Source organism: Burkholderia sp. AU30280, assembly GCF_020420125.1.
In the GTDB taxonomy this organism is placed as follows: Bacteria; Pseudomonadota; Gammaproteobacteria; order Burkholderiales; family Burkholderiaceae; genus Burkholderia.
In genome coordinates, this window is record NZ_JAIZRY010000009.1 from 133,278 (window position 1) to 150,959 (window position 17,682).

The 17,682-nt window shown below is 68.8% G+C and carries 18 protein-coding genes; 3 read left to right on the forward strand and 15 right to left on the reverse strand.

The genetic code is table 11. The features are described from left to right. Positions 1 to 11: 11 nt before the first annotated feature. Both LGN17_RS21585 and LGN17_RS21590 read right to left on the reverse strand, forming a co-directional pair. Positions 12 to 539: a chromate transporter gene (locus LGN17_RS21585; protein ID WP_043184629.1), complete on the reverse strand. Its 528-nt coding sequence runs from the start codon at positions 537 to 539 to the stop codon at positions 12 to 14. Beyond that, the gene (locus tag LGN17_RS21590) at positions 536 to 1,174 is read right to left on the reverse strand and encodes a chromate transporter (protein WP_226198585.1); all 639 of its coding nucleotides are present in this window, start codon (positions 1,172 to 1,174) and stop codon (positions 536 to 538) included. The genes LGN17_RS21585 and LGN17_RS21590 overlap by 4 nt, the downstream gene beginning before the upstream one ends. Before the next feature lie 96 nt (positions 1,175 to 1,270). On the opposite strand from LGN17_RS21590, the gene LGN17_RS21595 reads away from it, so the two are divergent. Next, positions 1,271 to 2,155: a transcriptional regulator GcvA gene (locus LGN17_RS21595; protein WP_089457063.1), complete on the forward strand. Its 885-nt coding sequence runs from the start codon at positions 1,271 to 1,273 to the stop codon at positions 2,153 to 2,155. Between the two features lie 58 nt (positions 2,156 to 2,213). Here the strand turns inward: LGN17_RS21595 and LGN17_RS21600 are convergent, their stop codons facing one another. The 13 genes from LGN17_RS21600 to LGN17_RS21660 all read right to left on the reverse strand — a co-directional run bounded on the left by LGN17_RS21600 (position 2,214) and on the right by LGN17_RS21660 (position 15,721). Next, entirely contained in the window at positions 2,214 to 3,521 is a 1,308-nt protein-coding gene (locus tag LGN17_RS21600) for a solute carrier family 23 protein (RefSeq protein WP_226198586.1), read from the reverse strand. A gap of 315 nt (positions 3,522 to 3,836) precedes the next feature. After that, positions 3,837 to 5,072 (reverse strand): flagellar hook-associated protein FlgL, encoded by a 1,236-nt coding sequence (gene flgL, locus LGN17_RS21605; RefSeq protein WP_226198587.1) that lies wholly within the window; start codon positions 5,070 to 5,072, stop codon positions 3,837 to 3,839. Positions 5,073 to 5,089: 17 nt separating this feature from the next. Then, complete coding sequence (gene flgK / locus LGN17_RS21610; RefSeq protein WP_226198588.1) at positions 5,090 to 7,027, reverse strand: flagellar hook-associated protein FlgK; 1,938 nt, start codon at positions 7,025 to 7,027, stop codon at positions 5,090 to 5,092. A gap of 195 nt (positions 7,028 to 7,222) precedes the next feature. Further along, the gene (locus tag LGN17_RS21615; protein ID WP_175951319.1) at positions 7,223 to 7,978 is read right to left on the reverse strand and encodes a flagellar brake protein; all 756 of its coding nucleotides are present in this window, start codon (positions 7,976 to 7,978) and stop codon (positions 7,223 to 7,225) included. A gap of 217 nt (positions 7,979 to 8,195) precedes the next feature. Further along, positions 8,196 to 9,179, reverse strand: coding sequence for a flagellar assembly peptidoglycan hydrolase FlgJ (gene flgJ / locus LGN17_RS21620; RefSeq protein ID WP_226198589.1), 984 nt, complete (start codon positions 9,177 to 9,179; stop codon positions 8,196 to 8,198). Further along, positions 9,180 to 10,358, reverse strand: a complete 1,179-nt coding sequence (locus tag LGN17_RS21625) for a flagellar basal body P-ring protein FlgI (RefSeq protein WP_226198590.1) — start codon at positions 10,356 to 10,358, stop codon at positions 9,180 to 9,182. A gap of 5 nt (positions 10,359 to 10,363) precedes the next feature. Further along, complete coding sequence (flgH, locus tag LGN17_RS21630) at positions 10,364 to 11,056, reverse strand: flagellar basal body L-ring protein FlgH (RefSeq protein WP_226198591.1); 693 nt, start codon at positions 11,054 to 11,056, stop codon at positions 10,364 to 10,366. Between the two features lie 20 nt (positions 11,057 to 11,076). Then, positions 11,077 to 11,865 carry a flagellar basal-body rod protein FlgG gene (gene flgG, locus LGN17_RS21635; protein ID WP_226198592.1) on the reverse strand — a complete coding sequence of 263 codons (789 nt, stop codon included), beginning with the start codon at positions 11,863 to 11,865 and terminating at the stop codon, positions 11,077 to 11,079. A gap of 34 nt (positions 11,866 to 11,899) precedes the next feature. After that, entirely contained in the window at positions 11,900 to 12,658 is a 759-nt protein-coding gene (gene flgF, locus LGN17_RS21640) for a flagellar basal-body rod protein FlgF (protein WP_226198593.1), read from the reverse strand. A 19-nt stretch (positions 12,659 to 12,677) separates the two neighbouring features. Next, positions 12,678 to 13,919, reverse strand: a complete 1,242-nt coding sequence (gene flgE, locus LGN17_RS21645) for a flagellar hook protein FlgE (RefSeq protein ID WP_226198594.1) — start codon at positions 13,917 to 13,919, stop codon at positions 12,678 to 12,680. Positions 13,920 to 13,952: 33 nt separating this feature from the next. Further along, entirely contained in the window at positions 13,953 to 14,711 is a 759-nt protein-coding gene (locus tag LGN17_RS21650; protein WP_226198595.1) for a flagellar hook assembly protein FlgD, read from the reverse strand. A 55-nt stretch (positions 14,712 to 14,766) separates the two neighbouring features. Then, the gene (flgC, locus tag LGN17_RS21655) at positions 14,767 to 15,192 is read right to left on the reverse strand and encodes a flagellar basal body rod protein FlgC (protein ID WP_021164156.1); all 426 of its coding nucleotides are present in this window, start codon (positions 15,190 to 15,192) and stop codon (positions 14,767 to 14,769) included. A 40-nt stretch (positions 15,193 to 15,232) separates the two neighbouring features. Beyond that, the gene (locus LGN17_RS21660) at positions 15,233 to 15,721 is read right to left on the reverse strand and encodes a flagellar basal body rod protein FlgB (protein WP_175951311.1); all 489 of its coding nucleotides are present in this window, start codon (positions 15,719 to 15,721) and stop codon (positions 15,233 to 15,235) included. A 204-nt stretch (positions 15,722 to 15,925) separates the two neighbouring features. On the opposite strand from LGN17_RS21660, the gene flgA reads away from it, so the two are divergent. Then, complete coding sequence (flgA, locus tag LGN17_RS21665; protein WP_226198596.1) at positions 15,926 to 17,182, forward strand: flagellar basal body P-ring formation chaperone FlgA; 1,257 nt, start codon at positions 15,926 to 15,928, stop codon at positions 17,180 to 17,182. 118 nt (positions 17,183 to 17,300) lie between these two features. Next, positions 17,301 to 17,630, forward strand: coding sequence for a flagellar biosynthesis anti-sigma factor FlgM (gene flgM, locus LGN17_RS21670; protein WP_226198597.1), 330 nt, complete (start codon positions 17,301 to 17,303; stop codon positions 17,628 to 17,630). Positions 17,631 to 17,682 lie beyond the last annotated feature (52 nt).

The window sequence follows — 17,682 nt, forward strand, 5'->3', positions numbered from 1 at the left end:
GTGTGCGCGGGTCACTGCCCGATGCCCGTGAGCCCGATCAGCGCGCCGCCCGCGAGCAGCCACAGCGGATGGATGCGCGTGCGCCACGCGAGCACCGCGCACGCGGCCGTGATGCCCCACTGGATCGCCGTGCGGTTCGACGCCTCGGAGATCAGCACCGCGCTTGCCGCAACGAGCCCGGCGGTGACGGGCATCATCCCCTGCTGCACGTAGCGGCGCCACGGCCGGTCGCGAAAGCGCTCCCACGCATGCAGCGCGAGCACGGTGACGATCGACGACGGCCCGAACTTCGCGAGCGACGCGACCAGCAGCCCGCTCCAGCCGGCCACATGCCAGCCGACCAGCGACACGATCATCATGTTCGGCCCGGGCGCCGCCTGCGCCAGCGCGAACAGCGCGGTGAACTCGTGCGCGCTCATCCAGTGATGGACGTCGACGACCTGCCGCTGCATCTCCGGCAGGATCGTGTTGCCGCCGCCGAACGCGAGCAGCGACAACTGGCTGAAGATCGTCGCGATGGCGATCAGCGTGTCGTTCATGGCCGGCCCCCTGGCTGCGTGTCGCGCGCCGCGGCAGGCGCCGGCTGCGGCGAGTCCGCGTCGCGGCGCCGCGACGCGAGCCAGATGCTGAGCGGCGTCAGCACGAGCATCGCGGTCAGCAGCGGGATGCGCAGCACCGCGATCGCGACGAACGCGAGCGCCGCGATGCCGGCCGCCGCACGCGCGTGCCGCAGCGGCTTCAAGACCTTCACGGCCATCGCGACGAGCAGCCCGGCCGCCGCCGCGGCGAGCCCCGCGAACAGGTGCTGCACGCGCGGATCGTTCTGCGTCTTCGCGTACAGCACGCCGAGCGCGACGACGACGAGCGTCGGCCCCGCGATCAGCCCGAGAATGCCGGCGAACGCGCCGGCGACACCGCGAAAGCGCATGCCGACGGCCACCGACAGGTTGATCACGTTGCCCCCCGGCAGGAACTGGCACAGCCCGAGCAGATCGGTGAATTCGTCGGCGGAAAGCCACTTGCGCTCTTCCACGATGGTGCGCCGCGCGAACGGCAGCGCACCGCCGAACGACATGAGGCCAAGCGACAGGAAACCGGTGAACAGCTCGGCGAGGCCGATGCTGCGGGGGGAAGCGGCCGGCGGCGGTGCGGCAGGCGGAGAAGCGGATTGCATGGGGTTCCTTATCAAACGGTGACCCGAGGTTACCGCCGTTCGGCATGCCGGCAAAACGATTTTATCGGCGCGCCTTTGTGATCTAGAATCACAAGCATGGCACGCGACCTCCCGCCCTTTTCCGCGCTTCGGGCCTTTGAAGCCGCGGCACGACATGAAAGCTTCAGCGCCGCCGGCGACGAGCTGCATGTGACTCACGGTGCCATCAGCCGGCAGATTGCCGGGTTCGAGGCCTGGCTCGGCAAGCCGGTGTTCCACCGCTACGGCAAGCGCGTGAAGCTCACCGACGAAGGCCGCCGCTACCTGGATACCGTGCGCGCGGCGTTCGACAGCATCGCGCTCGCGACCGAGCAGCTGCGCAACACGGGCGCGGCACGCGTGCTGCGCATCAATGCGCTGCCGACCTTCGCGATGAAATGGCTGCTGCCGCGCCTGTCGCGGTTCCAGCGCGACGTGCCGAACGTCGAGCTGAAGCTGTCGACGTCGAATGCGCCGCTCGACACGCTCGACGGCTTCGATGTCGCGATCCGCCGCGGCCCCGGCCACTGGCCGAACTGCACGAGCGGCCACTTCCTCGACGAAAGCGTGATTCCCGTCTGCAGCCCCGCGCTGCTCAAGCGCGTGCCGATCGCGCGCGCGGACGATCTCGCGCGCCATGTGCTGCTGCATTCGGATACGCGGCCGGAAGGCTGGCGCGACTGGTTCGCGGCGGCCGGCGTGGCGATGAAGGGGCGCAAGCGGCAGTCGTTCGACCACTTCTACCTGGCGCTGCAGGCGGCCGTCGACGGGCTCGGCGTCGCGCTCGGCCCGTTGCCGCTGATCGACGACGAGCTCGCGAGCGGCCGGCTCGTGATGCCGCTGGAGGGGCCGCGCATCGCGACGCGCAGCTACTGGTGGATCGCGCCGCGCGCGCCGGCCGACGATCCGCTCGTCGCGCAGTTCTGCGCGTGGCTGCAAACGCAGTCGAACGTCGGCGCGTAGCGCGTCGACGTTCGACGCAAAAGATGACGCGGGCGGCAGGGCGCCGCCCGCCGGAAGCTCAGACCACCGGGCCCGGTTCCTTTTCCTTGCGCAGGATCGCGTACAGGATGATCGCGCCGAACGTCGCGGTGCCGATCCCGCCGAGCCCGAAGCCGCCGATCTTCAGCGAGAAGTCGCCGGCGCCGAGCACCAGCGTGACGGCCGCGACGATCAGGTTGCGGTTGTCGGAGAAGTCGACCTTGTTGACGACCCAGATCCGCGCGCCCGTCACCGCGATCAGCCCGAACACGACGATCGACACGCCGCCGAGCACGGGGCCCGGAATCGTCTGGATCACCGCACCGAACTTCGGCGAGAAGCCGAGCACGATCGCGATCAGCGCGGCGACCGCGAACACGAGCGTCGAGTAGATCCGCGTGACGGCCATCACGCCGATGTTCTCCGCGTAGGTCGTCACGCCCGTGCCGCCGACGCTGCCCGACACGATCGTCGCGAGCCCGTCGCCGATGAACGCGCGGCCCACGTAGCGATCGAGGTTCGCGCCCGTCATCGCGCTGACGGCCTTGATGTGGCCGAGGTTTTCCGCAACCAGGATCACCGCGATCGGCGCCAGCATCAGCATCGCGTGCGGATCGAACACCGGCGCGCGGAAGCTCGGCACCCCGAACCAGGCCGCATGCTCGACGATCGAGAAATCGATCGGCTTGCCGAGCCCCATCCCGTTGGTCGCGACCGCGTAGATCGCGTAGGCGATCACCAGCCCGACCAGGATCAGCAGGCGCTGCACCATCCCGCGCGAGAACACCGCGACGCCGCCGACGCACAGCACCGTGACGAGCGCCATCACCGATTCGAAGGTCGACCCGGACACGCCCTTGACCGCGATCGGCGCCAGGTTCAGCCCGATCACCGCGACCACCGCGCCGGTCACGACGGGCGGCATCAGCGTCTCGATCCAGTTCGTGCCGATCGCCTGCACCAGCGCGCCGATCGCGACGTACACGACGCCGCACGCGACGATCCCGCCGAGCGCGACCGGGATGTTCGGGTTCGGGCCGCTGCCGCCGTAGCCGGTCACCGCGATCACGAGGCCGATGAACGCGAAGCTCGAGCCGAGGTAGCTCGGCACGCGGCCGCCGACCAGCACGAAGAACAGCAGCGTGCCGATCCCCGACATGAAGATGCAAAGGTTCGGGTCGAAGCCCATCAGCAGCGGCGCGAGCACGGTCGAGCCGAACATCGCGACGACGTGCTGCACGCCCATCGCGACCATCTGCGGCCACGCGAGGCGCTCGTCGGGGCCGACCACGCGCGACGCCGCGCCGGTCGATTGCACCCGCCAGCGCGGGAAGTAGGAATCGGACATGGGGAAAAGGGCTCCTGTCGGTCGCCGGCTGCGGAGGATGCGCCGGTCTGGAATCTGGCGCGAGTTTACGGAGCGGAAATGGGGCTGGCAAGCGGACTGGCAAGCGGACTGGCGAGCGGGCCGATGCGCGGGCCGGCGAGCGGGGCCGGCAAGGCCGAAGCGCGGCTTGCCGCGTGGGTGAAACGGGGCCGGATGAATGGGGCGCGATGGCGCGACCCGGTGCAGCGCCCGTCCGCGCGGGGCCATGCGCGGGCGGTGATCGACGCCGGCCGCGACGCCGAGCGTGCGCTCACGTCGCGGCCGGCGCGTCGTGCATCAGGGATTGATGTACTGGAACAGCGACAGGTTCTGCAACTGCGCGTAAGCCTTCTGCGAGCCCGTCAGCGCGTTCTGCATCTGCAGGAACTGGCTGATCGTCGACACCATGTCGGTGCTCGTCAGGTCGGCCAGGTTGCTGCTGACCTGCAGCGTGTTGGTCTGGTTCACCGTCTGCATCGCCTTGATTTCCTGCGTGCGGCCGCCGACCGACGCCTGCACGGTGAGGACGTTCGTCATCATGTTGTTCAGCTTCGTCGTGCCGGTGGTCATCGCGTTCTGGAGCGCGGCGGCGGCGGTCGTGTTGCTGCTGACCGGCACCTTCAGCGCGGCGATCATCGAGTCGAGCGCGGCGAACACGTCGGTGCCGGCCTGCGGCGCCGGCGTGACCGTGAACGTGTCGCCAGCGGCCGGCGTTCCCGACACCGGCACCGACAGGCCGTTGCCGAGCGCAATCCCGGCGCCGGCCGAATACGGCTGCGCGGCGGTCGTGGTCGGCGGCACGACGGTGTTGTCGGTGACGGTATAGGTCGGCGCGGCGGCCGTGCCGCCGAACGTGATCGTGAACTGGTGCGTGTTGGTCGCGGCCGACGGGCTCGTGATCGACACCGAGCCGATCGTGCCCGTGCCCGTGTTGCCCGCGCCGGCGACCGGCACCGGCTGGCTGCCGAGCATCGGCACCGACAGGAACACGCTCACGCCGTTGTCGCCCTGCGAGATCGAGCGCGTATCGGCGATCTGCACCTGCCGCGAACCGGTGTCGCCGCTGTAGGTCACGCCGCCGCCCGGCGCGTTCGAAAACGGCGCCGTGGCCGTCTGGAAACCCGCGAACAGGTAGTTGCCCGCGCCGTCCGTCGAGTTCGCGAGCGTCAGCAGCTGGTTGCGATAGCCCTGCAGCTGCGTCGACAGCGCCGAGCGGTCGCTGTCGGACAGCGAGCCGTCGCCGGCCTGGATCACGACCGTATGAATGCTGTTCAGCAGGTTGTTGACGCTGATGAGCGACTGGTCTTCCGCCTGCAGCGACGACAGCGCGGTGTTCTGGTTCGCCGAATACTGCGACAGCGTCGCCGACGTCATCGACAACTGCACGGCCTGCGCCGCGCCGAGCGGGTTGTCGGCCGGGGTCGACAGGCTCACGCCGCTCGAGATCTGCTGGTACAGCTGCGAGAGCTGCGCCTGCTGATCGTTCATCTGCGCGACATTCATCTGGTAGAACTGGGCAGTGGAAATCCGCATCGCTTCTATCCCCGAAATCAGTTGAACAGGCCGAGCACGGTCTGGAACAGCGTCGACGCGGTCTGGATCACCTTCGCGTTCGCCTGGTAGAGCTGCTGGTACTGCATCAGGTTGGCCGCTTCCTCGTTCTGGTTCACGCCCGACACCGACTGCTGCGCTTGTGTGATCTGGCCGATCAGCGAGGTCTGCGCGGCGCTCGACGACTTCAGCTGGCTCGTCGTGTTGCCGATGTTGTTCACGTAGTTCGCATACGCGCCCGTCAGCGTGGTCGTGCCGTTGCCGAACGATTTCGCGCTGACGAGCTTCGACAGCGCGAGCGCGTTGCTGCCGTCGTTCGTGCCGCCCGTGTTCGGCGCGACCGTGAACGTGTCGCCCGCTGACGGCGCGCCCGACACCGTGACCGTGACGCCGGCCGTCAGCGTGATCGGCGAGCCGGACTGGTAATTCTGCGGCGCGCTCGTGGTCACCGGGTTGGCGGAGTTGTCGGTGACCGTGTACTGCAGATTGCCGGCGGTGCCGGTCATCGTGATCGTGTAGTTGTGCGGGTTGGCCGCGGCCGCCGCGCTCGTGACCGACAGGCCGCCGATCGTGCCGGTGCCGGTGTTCGTCGTGGTCGCCGACGGCACGAACGGCGCCGCCGCCGCGATCGCCGAGCCGTTCGACGTGGTGAGACCGAAGCCGTTCAGCGCGCCGCGCGTCGGCTGCACGGTGAACTTGTCGCCGGCGTTCATCGTGCCGGACAGCGAGAAGTTGAGGCCGCCGATCTGGCCCGGCATCTGGTTTTGTTGCAGCGGCGTGCCGACCACCGCACCGGTGGCGTTGTCGGTCAACGTGTATTGCGTGCCGTCGAACGAAAGCGTGTAGTCGCTCGTGGTCGGCTGCGACGCGTTCGCGAACGACACGGACAGCGCCGCGTTGCCGGTATTGCCCTGGTTCGCGTACGTGATCGGGCTACCGGTCGTGAACAGGTTGCCGCCGACGTTGCCCGACAGGTCGATGCCGAGCGCGTTCTGCGCGTTGACCTGCGCGGCGAAGCTGGTCGCGATCGCGCCGAGCTGCGCTTCGGCCGGGTCGAGCGTCTGGCTGCGGAACGCGAGCAGGCCGCCGAGCGTGCCGCCCGACAGCGACGCGTCCGACAGGAACTGGTTCGGCCCCTGCGGGTTCGCGCCGGCGATGCCCTGCGACACGACGGTCAGCTCGCTCGGGTCGGACGGCGACGCGACGGTCGCGAGCTGGTAGCTGGTGTTCGAGACGACGAGCGGCGTGCCGCCCGCCAGAAACACGCTGTAGCCGTCGCTGTTGCGCACGACCTGCACGCCGGCGAGGTTCGACAGGTTCGACACCGCGAGGTCGCGCTGGTCCATCAGCTGGTTAGGCGGCTGCCCCTGGCTGCTCGCGGATGCGATCTGCTGGTTCAGCTGCGCGATCTGCGCGGTGTACGCGTTGATCTGCGTGACGGTGCTCGTCAGCTGCGTGTTCACGCTCTGGCGCAGCGCGTCGTACTGCTGGCCGGCCGCCGTGATCTGGTTCGCGAGCGTCTGCGCATTGCTCATCGCGGTCTGCCGCACCGACGAGTCGGCCGCGCTGTTCGCGACGTTCTGCAGCCCGGTGAAGTAGCTCGTGATCGCGGTCGAGATGCCCGACGTCGGGCTGCCGACGTAGTTGTTCAGCTGCGTGACGAGCGAATACCACGTCGACAGCGCGCCGCTCTGCGTCTGCGCGCCGTTCAGCTGGTCGCTCAGGTACTGGCTGTACTGCCGCTGCACGGTGACGGTGTTCACGCCCTGCGGCATGTAGCCGCTGCTCGTGTACTGGCCGCTCGCCTCGGCATAGACCGGGCGTTCGACCGAATAGCCCGGCGTCGCCGAGTTGCTGATGTTCTGGCCGGTCGTCGTGAGGCCCCAGAGCGCGGCATTCAGGCCGCTGACGCCGAGGTTCATGAGTGTGTTGGACATGCGCGATCCTGATGAGCCGGCCGCGCTGCGGCCGCCGGGTTGCGTGACTCCCGGTATAACGGCCGCGATTTCAGAAAATTGAGGAAAAAATGCACGCGCGACGCGCATGCGCGCGACGCCGGTTCGAGCGTGCGGCCGAGGGTGCCGCGAACGCCGCGCGGGCCGCCCCGGGCGGGGCCGGCCGGCGCTTGCGCGTCAGGCCCGCGCGAGCGAACGGCGCTTCATTTCGAGCTGCGTGATCAGCCGCTGCAGCGTGTTCTCCGCGCTGCCCGGCAGCGACATGTAGCGGAAGCCGAGCTGGTAGCGCCGCGACCCGTTCGGCATCTGCGTCGAACGCTGCGACACGAGCTGCAGGTCGAGCGACAGCTTGCCATGGCCGGTCAGGTCGAGCTCGACGTCGGGCAGCAGCGTGCCGACCTCGAGCGCCTCGACGCGTTCGTCGGCCGTGCGCAGCCCCACGCCGCCGAGCGACAGGTTGTGCACCTCGAACAGGAAGCTCTCGCCGTCCGGCAGCTTGCCGCGGCACAGGAACGGATCGACGATCGGCGCATCGACGCGGAAATATTCGCGGCGCTGGATGCACATCAGCACGTCGGGGAAATCGGCGACGAACGCGGGCAGCCCCTCGAAGCGCGTCTCGCGCGGCGTGCCCGTGGTGAATTCGACGCGCACGCCCTCCGGCGCGGCCGCGAACGTGCAGTGCGACGCACCGAGGATGCCGGCGTTCTGCTCGGCCAGCGCACCCCAGTCGAACGTGAACGTCCGCGCGCCGACATCCACCTCGAGCAGGCGCGTGACGAGCTGGCCACCCGGATACTGGACGGTCAGGAAATCGCCGCGATTGACGAGGTTGCGCAGCTGCACGCCGATTTCCAGCGGATTGCGGCGGGCGTAGTCGGGCCCGGAGTGGCCTGCATCCAGGCTGGGGTCCGTCGACGTTTCGATATTCATGGCTAGCCGGTCTGTCTTTTCATGGGCGCCCGGGCAACCGGTGCGCAATAAAACCGGGCCAGAACGGGGGCCCGGTCGCAGGTCTCTCACACTTAGCGGCAGTGCTGACCGAAAGTTTAGATCGAATTGGGGATTTTTTTCGCGCAAACGTTGAAACCGCGCGCGGCGGGCTGCCGGGCGCGGTCCAGAGGGTACGACGGCGGTCGCCGACGGGTCGTCAGCCGATCTGCTGCATGATCGAAATCAGCTTCTTCGCGTAGTTCGGGTCGGTCGCGTAGCCGGCCTTCTGCATCCCGTGCGCGAAGCCTTCGACGCTGCGGCTCGCGCTCAGCACGCCCGCGTAGCGCGGATTGTTCTTCAGCAGGTTCGCGTAATCGGTCATCGCGTGCTCGTACGAATCGTACGCGCGGAACTTCGCGACCACGCGGCGCGGCGCGCCGTTCACGTATTCCGTCGTCAGCGCGGACACCGTGCGGCCGGTCCAGCCCTTGGTCGCCTTGATGCCGAACACGTTGTAGCTCGTCGAGCCGTCGCCCGCGCGGATCTCGCGCTTGCCCCAGCCCGATTCGAGCGCGGCCTGGCCGACGATGAAGCGCGCCGGGATGCCGGTCGACGCGCTGGCCGCCTGCGCGGGGCCCGCGAGCCGGTCGACGAACGCGTCGGCGTCCTGCACGCCGCTCGCGCCCTTCAACGGCGGCGTCAGCGCGCTGCCGGCCGAATAGCCGCGCGTGCCGGCGAGCCCGCCGTTGTTCGCCGCGTTCGCGTAGGCCTTCGCCATCGCGTTCATCGCGGCGAGGCCGCCTTCGTTGCCGGACGCGCCGAAGCCGTCCGCGCCCAGCCCGGCCGCGCCGACGTCGGCCGCCGTGTCGCTGCCCGCGCCCTGCCCCGCGTTGCGCAGCAGCTGCTTCATCAGTGCGTCGGCGACGCCGATCCCGCGCGTCGACATCTGCTGCGCGAGCTGCTGGTCGAGCATCGACGTGTACATCTTCGACGTATGCGAATCGAACAGCCCGCCGTCGGGCGACGCGTCGCGCATGCTCTTGAGCATCATCTGCGTGAACATCGCGTCGAACTGGCCGGCGACCGCCTTCGCGCCGGCCTGCGGCGACTGCCTCGCCTGCGCGCGCAGTGCATCGAAACCCTGCACGTCGAGCGCAAAGCGCTGCGTGAGGTCGTTCGCGTTCGGGAGACTGGCTGCCATTTAGATGATCTCCAGGTCGGCGCGCAGCGCGCCGGCGGCCTTCATCGCCTGCAGGATCGACATCAGGTCCGCGGGCGTTGCGCCGAGCGTGTTCAGCGCCTTCACGACGTCGGCGAGATTCGCGCCGGCCGTCACCATCTTCAGCGCGCCGTTGTCCTGCTTCAGCTGGATCTGCGACTGCTGCGCCACCACCGTCTGCCCGTTCGAGAACGGGCCCGGCTGCGACACGACCGGCTGCGTGTTGACGACGACCGACAGGTTGCCGTGCGCGACCGCGCAGCTCTGCAGCGTCACCATCTGGTTCATCACGATCGAGCCGGTGCGCGCGTTCAGGATCACCTTCGCCGCGGCCTTGTCCGGGCTGACGTCGAGGTTCTGCAGCCGCGCCATGAACGCGACCTGCTGCGCCGAGTCGGCCGGCGCGGCAAGCTGGATCGTGCGGCCGTCGAGCGCCGTCGCGGTGCCCGGGCCGAAGCTCGAATTGACCGCGGACACGATCCGCTGCGCGGTGCCGTAGTCCATGTCGTTCAGTTGCAGCTGCAGCACGCCGTTCATCTGCGCGATCGCGTTCGGCACCGAACGCTCGACGATCGCGCCGCCGACGATCCGGCCGGCCGCGAGCTGGTTCACCTGCACGCGGCTGCCGTTCGCGCTGGCGCCGGCGCCGCCGACCGCCATGTTGCCCTGCGCGAGCGCATAGACCTGGCCGTCCGCGCCTTTCAGCGGCGTCAGCAGCAGCGTGCCGCCGCGCAGGCTCTTCGCGTTGCCGAGCGACGACACGGTGACGTCGAGCGCCTCGCCCGGCCGCGCGAACGGCGGCAGCGTGGCGGTCACCATCACGGCCGCGACGTTCTTCAGCTGCATGTTGCTCAGCTGCGACGCGCCGCCGTTGGCCGAGCCGTTGTTGATCGAGATGCCGAGGTTCGCGAGCATGTTCGCGAGCGTCTGCGTCGTGAACGGGGTCTGCATCGTCTGGTCGCCCGTGCCGTCGAGGCCGACGACGAGGCCATAGCCGATCAGCGGGTTGTCGCGCACGCCCTGGATCTGCGCGAGATCCTTCAGGCGTTCCGCGTGCGCGGGCGCCGCGCCGAACCCGCAGGCCAAGGCCACGAACGCGACGGCGAGCCGCACGAAGGCTTGCGCGTGGAACGACGGGCGGTTGAACGGGGGCTTCTGCATCGTCATCACCACGGCGCGATGTTGAGGAAGAAGCGCTGCAGCCAGCCCATCGTCTCGGCTTCGTTGATGTAGCCCTTCGACGAGTATTCGATCTTCGCGTCGGCAACCTGCGTCGAGTAGACGGAGTTCGCGCCCGAGATCGTGTTCGGGTTGACGACCCCCGAGAAGCGCACGAATTCGTTGCCCTGGTTGATCAGCATCTGCTTCTCGCCGCTGACCACGAGATTGCCGTTCGGCAGCACGTTGGTGACGGTCACCGTGATCGTGCCGTTGAACGTGTTCGCCGCGCTCGCGCCGCCGGTCGCCGCGAACTTGTTGTTGCCGGTCGCCGACAGGTTCGCCTTCGCGAACAGGCCGCCGAGGAAGCCGGCCGTCGGCACGTTGAAGTCGGTGTTGCCCTGCCGGTTCGTGTTCGCGCCCGACGACTTGGTCGCGTTGATGTTCTCCGCGATCATGATCGTCAGGATGTCGCCGATGTTGCGCGGACGCTGATCCTCGAACAGCGGCCGCCCCGCGTAGCCGGGGTTGTAGATCGAGCCGGGCGCCTGCATCGACATCGGCATCGGCGGCTGCGCCGTCATCGGCTGCTGGATGATCGGATCGCGCGGAATCTGCGCGCAACCGGCGGCGAACGCCGCCACCGCGACCGCGCATGCGGCGCGGACGGTGGCTGACGGGAGGAGGCGAACCTGCTTCATGGCGACGACGGGTATTCCGGTTAGCTCTTCATCTGCGTGACGGTCTGCAGCATCTGGTCGGACGTCGTCACGGCCTTGCTGTTGATCTCGTAGGCACGCTGCGTCTGGATCATGTTCACGAGCTCCTGCACGACGTTCACGTTCGACGCCTCGACATAGCCCTGGTTGAGCGAGCCCGCGCCGTTCAGGCCCGGCTGCGACACGTTCGGCGCGCCCGACGACGTCGTCTCGGAGAACAGGTTCTCGCCGCGCGCTTCGAGACCGGCCGGGTTGATGAAGGTCGCGACCTGCAGCGAGCCGATCTGCACCGAATTGGTCGAGCCCGCCTGCGTGATCGTCACGACGCCGTCCTTGCCGATCGTCAGCGACGTCGCGTTCTGCGGGATCGTGATCGCCGGCAGGACCTGGTAGCCGCTCGACGTGACGAGCTGGCCCTGCGCGTTGGTCTGGAACGAGCCGTCGCGCGTGTATGCATTCGTGCCGTCCGGCATCAGCACCTGGAAGAAGCCCGCGCCGTTGATCGCGACGTCCTTCGAGTTGCCGGTCTGCGTGAGGCCGCCCTGCGTGTACAGGCGCTCGGTGGCGACCTGCTGCACGCCGGTGCCGAGCTGCAGGCCCGACGGCAGCTCGGTCTGCTGCGTCGAGTTCGCGCCGGGCTGGCGGATGGTCTGGTACAGCAGATCCTCGAACACCGCGCGCGACGCCTTGAAGCCGTTCGTGCTGGTGTTCGCGAGGTTGTTCGAAATCACGTCCATCTGCGCCTGCTGCGCATTCATGCCGGTGGCGGCGATGTAGAGAGAACGGTTCACTTGTAAGGTCTCCTGCGTAGGCTGGCGCGGGCGCTCAGCTGAAGTTGAGCAGCTGGTTCGCCGACTGCTCGTTCTGGTCGGCCGTCTGGATCAGCTTCGACTGAAGCTGGAACGCGCGCGCGTTGTCGATCATCGCGACCATCGCGGTCACCGGGTTGACGTTGCTGCCTTCGAGCGAATTCGGCGTGACGACCACGTTCGGGTCGGCATCGGCCGGATTACCGTCGGCGGTGCGGAACAACCCGTCGTTGCCGCGCGTAAGCGTGGCCGGATCGGGATTGACGAGCTTCATCTGGTCGACGATCGCGACCGCCGTCGGCGGGTCGCCCGGCATCAGCGCGGAAATCGTGCCGTCCTTGCCGATCGTCACTTCCGCGTTCGGCGGCACCGAGATCGGGCCGCCATTGCCGACCACCGGCAGGTTGCTCGCGTTGACCAGCTGGCCGTTCTCGTCGACGTGCAGGTTGCCGGCGCGCGTGTACGCCTCGCTGCCGTCGGCCGCCTGCACCGCCAGCCAGCCCGCGCCCTGCACGGCGACGTCGAGCGGGTTGCCGGTGCGCGTGATCGGACCCGGCGCGTAATCGGCGCCGGGCGTCGACGCGAGCACGTAGGTGCGCGTCGTCGTCGGGTCGATCGTGCTGCCGTCGCCGAAATTCATCGGCACCGCGCGATACGTCGCGAGTTGCGCGCGAAAGCCCGTCGTCGACGCGTTCGCGAGGTTGTTCGCGACGATCGCCTGCTGGTCGAGCGACTGCGACGCACCCGTCATCGCCGTGTAGATCAGTCGGTCCATGGCTGCCCGTTATCCGCGCTTACAGGTTGATGAGCGTCTGGTCGACGGTCTGCTGCGTCTTGATCGTCTGCGCGTTCGCCTGGTAGTTGCGCTGCGCGGTGATCAGGTTCACGAGCTCCGACGTGAGGTCGACGTTCGAGTTTTCCAGCGCGCTGCCCTGCAGCGTGCCGTGGTTCGTGCTGCCCGGCGCCGAGATCTGCGGCACGCCCGATGCGGAGCTTTCCGCATACTGGTTGCCGCCGAGGTTCACCAGCCCGTTCGGGTTGTTGAAGTTCGCGAGCGCGATCTGGCCGAGCACGGCGGTCTGGCCGTTCGAGTAGTTGCCGGTCAGCTTGCCGTCGGTGCCGATCGTGTAGGTCGTCAGCGTGCCGCTCGCGTAGCCGTCCTGCGCGAGGTTGTTCACGCCGTCCTTGCCGCCGTACTGCGTCGTGCCGGTCAGGTCGAGCGTGAGGCTCTGCGGCGTCGCCGAGCCGTCGGTGTTCGGCACCGTGAACTGGAACTGGCCGACCGACGCGGTCGGCACGGGCGGCGTGCCCGTCGTCGTGCTCTGGATCGCGCCCGACGAATTGAAGTTGACCGTGCCGAGATCCGTCGTGGCGCCGCCCTGCACGCCCGCGTACGCTTCCCACGTGCCGGCCGCCGACTTCACGAAGTACATGTTGACCGCCTGCGAACCGCCGAGCGAGTCGTACACCTGGATCGACGTCGAGTAGTTGTAGGTCGTGTTGTCGGTCGCGCTGAACGGCGTCTTGGCCGGCACCGTGTCCTGCGAGTTCAGGTTGAACTGGGCCGAGATCTTGGTCGTCGCGGTCGGCGCGATGTTGGTCGTCGGCGCCTGCAGCGGCACGGTCTGCGCGGTGTTGATCACGCCGCCCGCGTTGGCTGCGTAGCCCATCAGGTTGCGGCCTTGCGAGTCGACGATGTAGCCGTTCTTGTCGCGCTGGAACGTGCCGTCGCGCGAGTACGTCGTCACGCCGTTGTTCGACATCTGGAAGAAGCCGTTGCCGTTGATCGCGACGTCGAGCGACGAGTTCGTCGTGTTGATCGTGCCCTGGCCGAAGTTCTGCTCGACCGCGTTCAGCGCGGTGCCGATGCCGATCTGCGTGTTGGTCGACGTCGCGACCGAGTTCGCGTACATGTCGGCGAACTGCGCGGTGCTCGACTTGAAGCCGACCGTGTTCGCGTTCGCGATGTTGTTGCCGATCACGTCGAGCGCGTTCGATGCACCCGAGAGGCCGCTCAGACCCTGTTGATAACCCATTTCGGTCTCCGTTTCGAGATTGCTCGATCAGTATCAGTTGGAGGGGGTGCCGCTGCCGGACGAAGCCGATGCGGTCGACGTCGTGTTCGGGAAAATCGACGCGACCTGGGTCAGCCCCACCGTCGTGCCGTTCGACAGCACCAGCCCCGCCGTGCCGTCCGCCTGCTTGATCACGCTCTGCACGGTCGACGCCGCAAGCGTCGTGGCCGGCTGCGGCGTGCCGTTGCTGTCGGTGTACGACGCGCTGACGGTGTACTGGCCGTCCGGCAGTGCGTTGCCCGCCGAGTCGGTCGGCGTCCAGTTGAACGGCACGGTGCCGGCCGACTGCGCGCCCGCGTTGATCGTGTTCACCACGGTGCCCGCCGAGTTCTTCACGGTGATCGTCAGGTTCGACACCGCGCTCGACAGCGACACGCCGAACGGCGATGCCGCGCCGCTCTTCACCGCGACCGCGTTGCCCGGCGCGAGCACGTTGGTGCCGATCAGCAGCGCGGCCTGCGTCTGCTGGCCGGCCGTGAGCTGCGTCGACAGCGACGTGAGCGACGTGTTCAGCTGCGCGATGCCGCTCACCGTGTTGATCTGCGCGAGCTGCGACGTCATCTGCGAGCTGTCGACCGGGCTGGTCGGGTCCTGGTTCTGCAGTTGCGTGACGAGCAGCTTCAGGAACGTCGCCTGCAGGTCGCTCGCCGACGTGCCGTTGGTGTTCGACACGTTGTTGGTGTTCATCGTGTCGGTCGGCAGGTTCGACACGGTGGTGCCGTTGCTGCCGATCGTGGTGCTGGAGGAAGTCATCCTGGGTGGCCTTCTGTCGGAACTGTCGAGTCTGTAAGGTCGGTCGGCGCGCGGCTTACGAGCCGATCGTCAGCGTCTTGAGCATCAGCGTCTTCGCGGTGTTCAGCGTCTCGACGTTGGCTTGGTACGAGCGCGACGCCGAGATCATGTTCACCATCTCCTGCACCGGATCGACGTTCGGCATCTGCACGTAGCCGTTCGCGTCGGCGGCCGGGTTCGACGGGTCGTAGGTCGACTTCATCGGCGACGGGTCGTCCATCACCTTCGTCACGCGCACGCCGCCCACGCCCTGGCCGGACGCGGTGCGCGCGCCGCCGATCGGGTCGGTCGCGAACACGACCTGCTTGGCCTTGTACGGCTTGCCGTCGGGGCCGGTCGCGCTGTCGGCGTTCGCGAGGTTCGACGCGGTGACGTTCAGGCGCTGCGACTGTGCGGACAGCGCCGAGCCGGCGACGCCGAAGATGTTCATCAACGAAGGCATGGAAGCTCCTTTTGCTCGGATTCGGAGGCGGCGCGCGCCGTCACTGGTTCGTCGTGATCGCGGCGATCATCGCCTTGATCTGCTGGGTCATCACGGTCATCCCGGTCTGGTAGTGCAGCGCGTTGTCCGCGAACTGCACGCGCTCGACGTCGAGATCGACCGTGTTGCCGTCGAGCGCCGGCTGCAGCGGCATCCGGTATTGCGCACGGCCGTAGTCGTCCGACGGGCCGCCCGTCGGGATCAGCTTCGCGGTGCCGGCCATGTGGCCCGCCGCCGTCGACACCATCGACATCCCGCTCGTCACGCCGGCCGGCTGCGTCATCGGCAGTTGCGCCGCGTTGCTCGGCGCGAGGCCGCCGCCCGCCTGCTTCAGCGAGCGTGCGAGCGTCGACGCGAAATCGACGTCGCGGGCCTGGTAGCCGGGCGTGTCGGAGTTCGCGATGTTCGACGACAGCAGTTCCTGCCGGTAGGCGCGCACGTCCAGCGCCTGGCGGCCGAACGCGAATTCCGCATCGAGTTTGTCCAGCATGTGTGCGTCTCTCCGTATGAAGCGCTGCACGCCCCTCGCGCCGGATGGCGACCCGAGAGGCTTTTTTCCATGACAGCGATGGTAGGCGTCGGACGCAACCGGCAATCGGGCGAATAACGCGGCAAAGGCCCCCTCTATTCATCGTTTGCGCGACGGCCCGGCTCCCTAGAATGCGAAGCGGGGCAACGGATCGGGGATACGGCGATGACTGGCAGCGCACTTCGCGGAAGGAACGGGCGGCTCACGCACGTCCGGCGTGCGTTTGCGCTCGCCGCGGCGCTGTGGATCGCCGCCCCGGCCGCGCACGCGGACGACGCGATGATCGTGATTCCGGGGCGCGGCGAGACGGCCGAAACCGCGCTCGCGCATGCCAATGCGGCAAGCGGCGGGCAGCTCGGCGGGAATGCGGCGATGGCGCCGGGTTCGGGCCTCGCGCCGGACACGGGGCGCGCAGCGAGCAGCACAGGCGCCGCCGGCGCGTCCGGCCCCGGCTACGCGGCGCAACCGGCGGGCACGATGGTCGTGACGACCGTCCCGCCGCCGGCTCCCGCACCGGCCCCCGCGCCTCGCCCCGTCTACGCAGCCGCCCGCATGAATGCCGGAACCGGATATGGCGCGCCGCGCGCCGCCGATCCGAACGCGATCGCGACGGTCGTCGCCGGCACGGCCGAACCCGCGTCGAATCCCGTACGGCCGGCCCCGCAGCCGGCCATGGCCGCGCGCCTGGCGGCGGCCCGCGCCGCGTCTGCCGCGCCGGCGCCGCGCGCCGTCCCGGTTTCCGCGAACCCGGCCGCGGCGGTCAATGCCGCCAATGCGGCCCAACCCGCGACGCCGCCCGGCCAGCAGGATCCCGAGTCGATCCGCCGCACGGCCCTCTCGTTCCTGCAGCAGCAGATCGCGGGGCTGCCCGGCAAGACCACCGCCACGGTCACGACCGCGTTTCCGCGCGGGCTCGCCGCGTGCACGACGCTCGAACCGTTCATGCCGACGGGCGCGCGCCTGTGGGGCCGCACGACGGTCGGCGTGCGCTGCGCAGGCGAGCGCCCGTGGACCGTCTACCTGCAGGCGAAAGTCACCGTGCAGGCCACCTATTACGTCGCCGCGCGCCAGATCGCGCCCGGCGAGCCGCTCTCCGCGGCCGACCTGGTCGCCCGCGACGGCGACCTGACGGTGCTGCCGCTCGCGGTGGTCACCGATCCGGCGCAGGCGATCGGCGCGACCGCGCTCGCGCGCATCTCGGCCGGGCTGCCGCTGCGGCAGGACATGCTGAAGAGCGCGGCGTCGGTGTCGGCCGGCCAGACGGTGCGGGTGGTCGCGGCCGGGCCCGGTTTCACGATTTCGGCCGAGGGCAGCGCGCTGGCGAACGCGGCGCCCGGCCAGTCGGTGCGGGTGCGGATGGCGGCGGGCCAGATCGTCACGGCGATCGTCAAGGACGCCGGCACCGTGGAAATTCCGCTGTAGGGCCGGATCACTCGGCAAGAATGTAAAGAATTGTTTATTCGGAGCATTTCGGGCTCGCGATGCTAAAGTTCGGGCCGACCCGGCCGTTATCTGGGTCAAACCGAACAGGAAACCCATCGTGAAGATCGATTCCACTCCGAACCCGAGCCCCCTGGCGCCGACCGGCAACGGCGCGACCCGTGCGCAATCCGGCGCGGCCTCGTCCTCGTCCGCGCAGGCGGCCGACGCGGGGTCGACCGGCGGCGACACGACCGTGAACCTGTCGGGTCTGTCCGGCCAGTTGCGTTCGGTCTCCGCGTCCGCGAACGGCGATATCGACACGGGCCTGGTCCAGTCGATCAAGGACGCGCTGAACAACGGCACGCTGACGATCGATGCGAACAAGATCGCCGACGGCGTATTGAATACCGCCCGCGAGCTGCTGCAGCAGCAGCGCCCGGGCAACTGAAGCCGGCCCTGGCCGGTCCCCCGGTTTGCCGGCGCGTCCACCCGCGCCGGCG